The organism is Burkholderia sp. Ax-1720 (assembly GCF_011753035.1).
Taxonomy (GTDB): Bacteria; Pseudomonadota; Gammaproteobacteria; order Burkholderiales; family Burkholderiaceae; genus Burkholderia; species Burkholderia gladioli.
Genome location: NZ_VWWK01000272.1, coordinates 1 through 6450, shown reverse-complemented (window position 1 = coordinate 6450; position 6450 = coordinate 1). Strand labels below are relative to the sequence as shown.

The window sequence follows — 6450 nt, the reverse complement described above, 5'->3', positions numbered from 1 at the left end:
CCCGCGATCGCGCCGGCGCGCCGCGCTCGCGCCGCTGGCCGCCGCCGCGTTGGCGGTGGCGCTGGGTGCCTGCACCACGGTCGGCCCGAACTACCGCTTGCCGAAACAGGCCCTGGTCAACGCGCCGCTGGCGAACGCGCCGCTCGACGGCGCCGGCGACGGCAGCTCGCTGGTCTCGCACGGCGCGGTGCCGGCCAACTGGTGGCGGCTCTACGACGACCCGGTGCTCGACGGCCTGGTGCAGCTGGCCCTGCAGTCCAATACCGACCTGCGCGTGGCGGCCGCCAACCTGGCCCGCTCGCGCGCCGCGCTCGACGTGGCTAACGCCCAGGGCGGCTTCTCCGGCGGTTTCGCGGGCGGCGCGCAGCGCGCCCAGGAATCGGCCGAGCAATACCTGCTGACCGAGAAGCTGCCGGTGGTGAACGAAGGCGCCTTCAATATCAACGTGTCCTACGAGTTCGACCTGTTCGGCAAGCTCAAGCGCGGCGTCGAGGCGGCGCGGGCCGATACCGACGCGGTCAAGGCCGCCGGCGACCTGGCCCGCATCACGGTGGTGGCCGACGTGGTGCGCGCCTATGTCGAATCCTGCTCGGCGGCCGAGGAACTCGAGATCGCGAAGCAGTCGCTGGCGCTGCAGCAGCAGCGCGTGTCGCTGTCGCGCCGGCTGCGCGACGCGGGCCGCGGCAGCCAGACCGAGGTGACCACCGGCACCACCCAGGTTCGCACGCTGGCGGCCGACATCCCGCGCTTCGAGGGCCGCCGCAAGGTCGCGCAATACCAGCTCGCGGCCCTGCTCGCGCGCGCGCCGGCCGAACTGCCGCCCGCCGCCCTGGCCTGCCAGCGGCTGCCCCGGCTGAGCCAGCCGATCCCGGTCGGCGACGGCACCGCGCTGCTGCGGCGGCGCCCCGACGTGCGCGAGGCCGAGCGCAAGCTGGCCGCCTCGACGGCGCGCGTGGGCGTGGCGATCGGCGACATGTATCCGAGCGTCAGCTTCGGCGCCTCGGTCGGCACCACCGGGATCTTCGGCGACCTGTTCTCGCCGACCACCAACCGCTGGTCGTTCGGCCCGCTGATCAGCTGGACCTTTCCCGCCAACGGCCAGCGAGCCCGCGTGCGCGAGGCCGAGGCCGCCACCGGCGGCGCGCTGGCCCAGTTCGACGGCGTGGTGCTGAACGCGCTGCGCGAGACGCAGAGCAGCCTGGCCACCTATGCCGCCGATACGCAGCGCGCCGACGCGCTGCGCACCGCGTATCAATCGGCGCGCGACTCGGCTGACGAGACGCATCGCCTCTACGCGGCGGGGCGCGAGTCCTTCATTTCGGACCTGGATGCCACGCGAACGCTGACCAGCGTGCATGCGCAGGTGGCCGCGGCCGAGGGCCAGGTGGCGGCGGATCAGGTACGCCTGTTCCTGGCGCTGGGCGGCGGCTGGGATGGCGAGACGGGCGCGGGCGCCGAAGGCGGCGCGAGCCGTGCAAGCGACGCGAGCGGCACGTCGGTGCCCGCCGCGGCGCCGGTGCCGGCCTCGGCTGCCGCGCGCTGATTCCGAGGCAAGACGGCGGCGCGGCTTGCGCCGCCGTCTTGCCGTCGAGGTATCGAGCCACCACTGAAGAATCGCCACGCGGCATCGCGCGTGGCGATCCGGTTTGAGAATCCCCCATCTTCGCCGCGCCGCGGCCATGTCGCGCTATCGACGGCAAGCCAGGCCGCCGCGACGCTCAGGTCGCGGCGTGCAAGGCAAGCTCGCTCAACGCACCGTCTCGACTTGCGGCCCGGCGGGCGCGCGGCGGATCGCGCAATCGACCAGGAACCCGATCGCCAGCGCCGCCGCGCCGATCGCGAACAGCAAGGCGTGCCGGCCGCCGCTCAGGCCGAAGATCGCCGAATAGGCATAACCGCAAAGCGCCTGCGAGGCCGCGAACACGGTGGTCGCCCGGCTCCACATCGCATGTTGCCGCGCATGCCGCTCGGGCAGCGTCTGGTGCACGCGGGCCAGCATCAGCGGCACGATGCCGGGCGGGAAGCTGCCGATCACGATCGTCAGCAGGCCCACCGCCACCAGGTTGGTCGACAGCGCGAGCGCCGCGACCACCAGCGCCTGCACCAGCATCACCGCGCGCATCGAGCGGGTGGGCCCGAACCGGTCGGCGAGAAAACCATACAGCGGCGGCCCGGCGATCGCGCCCACCCCGTACAGGATCCAGAACAGCGCGCCGAGATGGGCGCCCGCGCCAAGGCCGCGCGCCACGAAATCCACCAGGAACACCATCGCCGGCACCAGCCCGAGCGCCATCAGCCCGTATTCGACGTAGAGCAGCAGCACGGTGCGCGGCGTGTCCGCCGGCAGCGGCGGCAGCGCGGCCTGCGCACCGGCATCGCCGCCGGCAGCACCCGCCGCCGTCGCGGCCACGCCCGAGCCCGGCCAGCAGAACCAGCTCGCCGCGCTGAGCAGCGCCGAGAACAGCGCCAGGCCGAGCCAGGTATCGCGCAGCCCGAAGCCGAGCAGCAGCGGCACCAGCGTGCCCGAGCCGGCGATGCCGAGCCCCAGCCCGAGGAACACCGCGCCGCTCGCAGTGCCCTTGCGCGCAGCCGGCACGTGCGGCAGCACGGTGGCCGCCACCAGCACCATGATCGCGCCGCCCGCGATGCCCGAGGCGAGCCGCCAGACGAAGAACCAGGCTTCGGAAACCGGGAACGCGCAGGCGGCGAAGGCCAGCGTGACCAGCAGCATCATCGCGCGCAGCACCGCGCGGTTCGAGAAGCGCCGCGCCAGCGGCCGCCCGGCCAGCGCGCCGAGCAGGTAGCCGGCGAGATTGGCGGCGCCGAGGAACACCACGTCGGTGGCGGCGAACCAATGCGCCTCGATCAGCGACGGCAGCAGCGGCGTATAGGCGAAACGCGCCAGGCCGATGCCGACCAGGCTCGCGCACAAACCCGCGAAGATGGCTCGCCAGATGGCGGCGGCGCCGGGCGCGGCCTGGACGCCGGCCAAGGATGGGGTGGACATGAGGCAAGGACTCCTGTGACGCCGCGCGAGCTTCGCGCCCGCGCATGACGGAAAACGACCGGGGAAAGCATGGATGCCGGTTTATCTTTGACATCGATGTCAAGCTCGACACTCTAGTCAAACTTGACAGTCCCGTCAAAGATTTGTTTAATGGCGCCCGACAGTCGTTTCAAGCAGGAATCTGGAGGACCACCATGGCCGGCGTAAGACAGTTCGACGAAGGCGAGATGCTCGACAAGGCGCTCGCCCTGTTCTGGAAGAAGGGCTACGCGGATACCTCGATGCAGGAACTGGCGGCCGCCACCGGCGTGCAGCGGGGCTCGCTCTACAACGCCTACCAGGACAAGGAAACGCTGTTCCTGCGCGTGTTCGAGGTCTATGCGGCACGCTTCCTGGAAGGCGCGCGACGCACGCTCGAGGCGCCGCGCCTCGACCAGGCGCTCGAGGCCTTCTTCGCCTATGTGATCGCCTCGATGACCACCGGCACGCCCACCCGCGGCTGCCTGTCGACCAAGACCGCGGTGGCCGGCGATCGCATCGACGAGCCGATCCGGCAAGCGCTGGCGGCCATGCTGGACCGCTTCGAGGCGGTGCTGGCGGCGCGCCTGGCGCAGCCCGACCCGGAGCTGGAGCCGAGCGTGCCGGCGAAGGAAGCGGCGGCGCTGATCATCACCTTCACGCGCGGCATCGTCGTGATCGAGCGCGTCTACCAGGAGCCGCGGCGCCTGCATGACAACGCGCGCACGCTGGTGGCGATGCTGCTGCGCCCGCGTCGGGCCGCGGCCGCGCCGGGCTGAAACGTGGCTTGGAACCTGGCCTGGAAAGCGGGCCGCGACGCCGCCCGGAACACCGGCCGAACATCGGCGGGAACCGCTCCCGCCCGGCGCGGTTCGGCCCGGCATGGCCGCCGCGCGTAACGGAAGTGTCACGCGCGGCGCCCAACCGCTGTACCATCGCGGCTCGAACCGTACCACCCAGCATCATCCGCCATGCCAGCCAATTCGCAGCCGCGCACCTATGCCATGCCCGAGCGCAGCGACCGCCTCGACTTCTACATCCGGGACCAGACCACCCGGCAGCCGATCACCGAGCCGCATCGCCACGCCTATTTCCAGATCCAGTTCAACCTCGGCGGCGACACGCAGCAACGCATCGGCGGCGTCACGCGCCCCTTCCCGCGCGGCGCGCTGGCCTTCATCCTGCCGTTTCGCGAGCACCTGATCCCGCATCCGCCGGGCGCGCACTTCATCGTCATCAACTTCTCGCAGCAGTTCCTGCGCAGCGATCTCGACGTCGATCCGCTCGACCTCGACGACGTGCCGGTGCAGCGCGTGCCGGAACTCGCGCCGTTCCGCTTCCAGGAGCGGCTCGACTACATCCTGACCGGCGACGCCTTCGAGGACGCGCGCCGGCTCGCGCAGCGCATGCTCGACGTGAACCGGGAACGCAGCTTCGGCTCGGTGACCCTGCTGCGCGGCTACCTGCTGCAGCTGATCGGCCTGGTCAGCACCCAGTACGCGGGCGCGCTCGGCAAGCTGGCGCAGAGCCACGGCGCCCAGAAGGCCGGCCGGCGCGACGCGCTGGCCCGCGTGATGCGCCACATCCGCGCCAACCTGACCAGCGGCGAGCTGACGCTGACCGGCACCGCCGAGGCCGCCTTCCTGTCGCCGAACTACCTGGCCCACCTGATCCGCAAGGAAACCGGCAGCACCTTCACCGAGCTGGTGACCGAGCGGCGCATCGCGCTCGCGCAGTCGCTGCTCGCGCACACCACGCGGCGCATCGCCGATATCGCGCACGACGTCGGGTTTCGCGACGAGGGGTATTTCTCGCGGCGCTTCCGGGCCTGCGTGGGGATGTCGCCGAAGGACTATCGCGAGGCCAACGGCGAGGATGCCGAGGCGCGCGCGGCGGGCTTGGCGGCCGCCGAGGCCGGTGCCGGTGCCGAGGCCGATTCGGAGCGCGAAACCGAAGTCGATGCCGATGCCGAAACCGGCGCCGCGGCGGCCGGCATCGATGACAACGCCCCTGCCGGCGACTCTCGCACCGCCGGCGCCGAAACCAAGGCCGAAAACACATCCGACGACCCCGGCGGCGCCTGAACCCGCGATCGGCACGCCCCGGCGCGCCGGCCGCGCGAAACGTAGATTTGTCCAGAATCTCGACAGCTTCGTCGCATCGCGCCCGCCGGCGGCTTGTTATCGTTGCATCGTGCCGCGAGCCGCGGCCCCCGCCAACCGTCCAAGCCAGGAGTTACGCCATGAGCGCCCATTCCGCCGACTACGTCGTCACGCCGCCGGCCCCCGTTTCCGTCGCGGTCGCCGATTCGTCCGCCCGCTTCCCGCTGCGCCGCGTGTTCTGCGTCGGCCGCAACTACGCGGAACATGCCCGTGAAATGGGCGCCGATCCGAGCCGCGAGCCGCCGTTCTTCTTCGGCAAGCCCGCCGACGCGGTGGTGCCCGCCGAAGGCACGATCCCCTACCCGACGCTGACCTCCGACCTGCACCACGAGATCGAACTGGTGATCGCGATCGGCCAGGGCGGCAGCCGGATCGCGGCGGCCAACGCGCTCGACCACGTGTGGGGCTACGGCGTGGGCGTCGACCTGACGCGTCGCGACCTGCAGGCCGAGGCCAAGAAGCTGGGCCGCCCCTGGGACTGGGCCAAGGGTTTCGACGCCTCGGGCCCGGTCACGCCCCTGCATCCTGCCGCCAAGCTCGGCCATCCGAAAAACGGCCGGATCTGGCTGACCGTCAACGGCGAAGCGCGCCAGCAAGGCGACCTGGCCGACATGATCTGGCCCGTGCCCGATATCGTCGCCTACGTGTCGCAGGCCATCGAGCTGCAGGCGGGCGACCTGATCTTCACCGGCACGCCGGCCGGCGTGGGCGCGCTGCAACCGGGCGACCGCGTCGCGGGCGGTGTCGACGGCGTGGCCTCGTTCGAGTTCACGATCGGCGCGAAACCCGAATCGGCGTCCTGAAAACCGAGCCCCGGCGGACCCGCGCGGCGAGTCCGCCGCAGCGCCTGCGCCTTCCCTACGACGGCGGGCCCGCAGCGTCGGCCTGCCGGGGCTCGTCCGCCACGCCGGCCGCTCGGGCCGCTCGTGCTGCATTGATCCGCATCACCCGGCCTCGATCGACGGGCCGCGACGGCCGCGCGCCCTGCCGGCCGCCGTCCTCGCTACATTTCCTCGACGCGGAAACCGCCCGGCGCAGGCTATGATGAGCGCCCGTTTGGCTCATCCTTCCCCGAAATGTCCGATTTCCCGACGACGATGCTGCTGCCCTGGGCAGCGATCTTCGCCGCCGCGCTGCTCGCGTGGTGTCCCCGGCTCCGAGTCGCGAGCCTGATCCTGGCCCTGGTCGGCTACGGCGCGGCCTTCGCGCTGGGCCAGCTCGCGCCGATCGCGCTGGCGCCGCTGGCCGGTCTCGCGCTCGCCG

The 6450-nt window shown here is 71.9% G+C and carries 5 protein-coding genes and 1 pseudogene; 5 read left to right on the top strand and 1 reads right to left on the bottom strand.

Going from position 1 to position 6450, the window contains the following annotated elements; genetic code table 11:
- Positions 1-34 precede the first annotated feature (34 nt).
- Positions 35-1543 carry an efflux transporter outer membrane subunit gene (locus F3J18_RS34900; RefSeq protein ID WP_166916660.1) on the top strand — a complete coding sequence of 503 codons (1509 nt, stop codon included), beginning with the start codon at positions 35-37 and terminating at the stop codon, positions 1541-1543.
- A gap of 204 nt (positions 1544-1747) precedes the next feature.
- Here F3J18_RS34900 and F3J18_RS34895 read toward each other — a convergent pair whose 3' ends face one another.
- Entirely contained in the window at positions 1748-3007 is a 1260-nt protein-coding gene (locus F3J18_RS34895; RefSeq protein ID WP_166916658.1) for a YbfB/YjiJ family MFS transporter, read from the bottom strand.
- Between the two features lie 194 nt (positions 3008-3201).
- On the opposite strand from F3J18_RS34895, the gene F3J18_RS34890 reads away from it, so the two are divergent.
- The 4 genes and pseudogenes from F3J18_RS34890 to F3J18_RS34875 form a co-directional block, all read left to right on the top strand.
- Positions 3202-3804: a TetR/AcrR family transcriptional regulator gene (locus F3J18_RS34890; RefSeq protein ID WP_166916656.1), complete on the top strand. Its 603-nt coding sequence runs from the start codon at positions 3202-3204 to the stop codon at positions 3802-3804.
- A 225-nt stretch (positions 3805-4029) separates the two neighbouring features.
- Positions 4030-5109, top strand: a complete 1080-nt coding sequence (locus F3J18_RS34885; RefSeq protein ID WP_240154816.1) for a helix-turn-helix transcriptional regulator — start codon at positions 4030-4032, stop codon at positions 5107-5109.
- Between the two features lie 158 nt (positions 5110-5267).
- Positions 5268-5990 (top strand): fumarylacetoacetate hydrolase family protein, encoded by a 723-nt coding sequence (locus F3J18_RS34880; RefSeq protein ID WP_166916652.1) that lies wholly within the window; start codon positions 5268-5270, stop codon positions 5988-5990.
- A 273-nt stretch (positions 5991-6263) separates the two neighbouring features.
- A pseudogene (locus F3J18_RS34875) lies at positions 6264-6450 on the top strand (CPBP family intramembrane glutamate endopeptidase); the annotation flags it as partial.

Coding starts and splice junctions, on each gene's coding strand:
- F3J18_RS34895 (WP_166916658.1), bottom strand. CDS start 3,007: ATGTCCACCCCATCCTTGGCCGGCGTCCAGGCCGCGCCCGGCGCCGCC.
- F3J18_RS34890 (WP_166916656.1), top strand. CDS start 3,202: ATGGCCGGCGTAAGACAGTTCGACGAAGGCGAGATGCTCGACAAGGCG.
- F3J18_RS34885 (WP_240154816.1), top strand. CDS start 4,030: ATGCCCGAGCGCAGCGACCGCCTCGACTTCTACATCCGGGACCAGACC.
- F3J18_RS34880 (WP_166916652.1), top strand. CDS start 5,268: ATGAGCGCCCATTCCGCCGACTACGTCGTCACGCCGCCGGCCCCCGTT.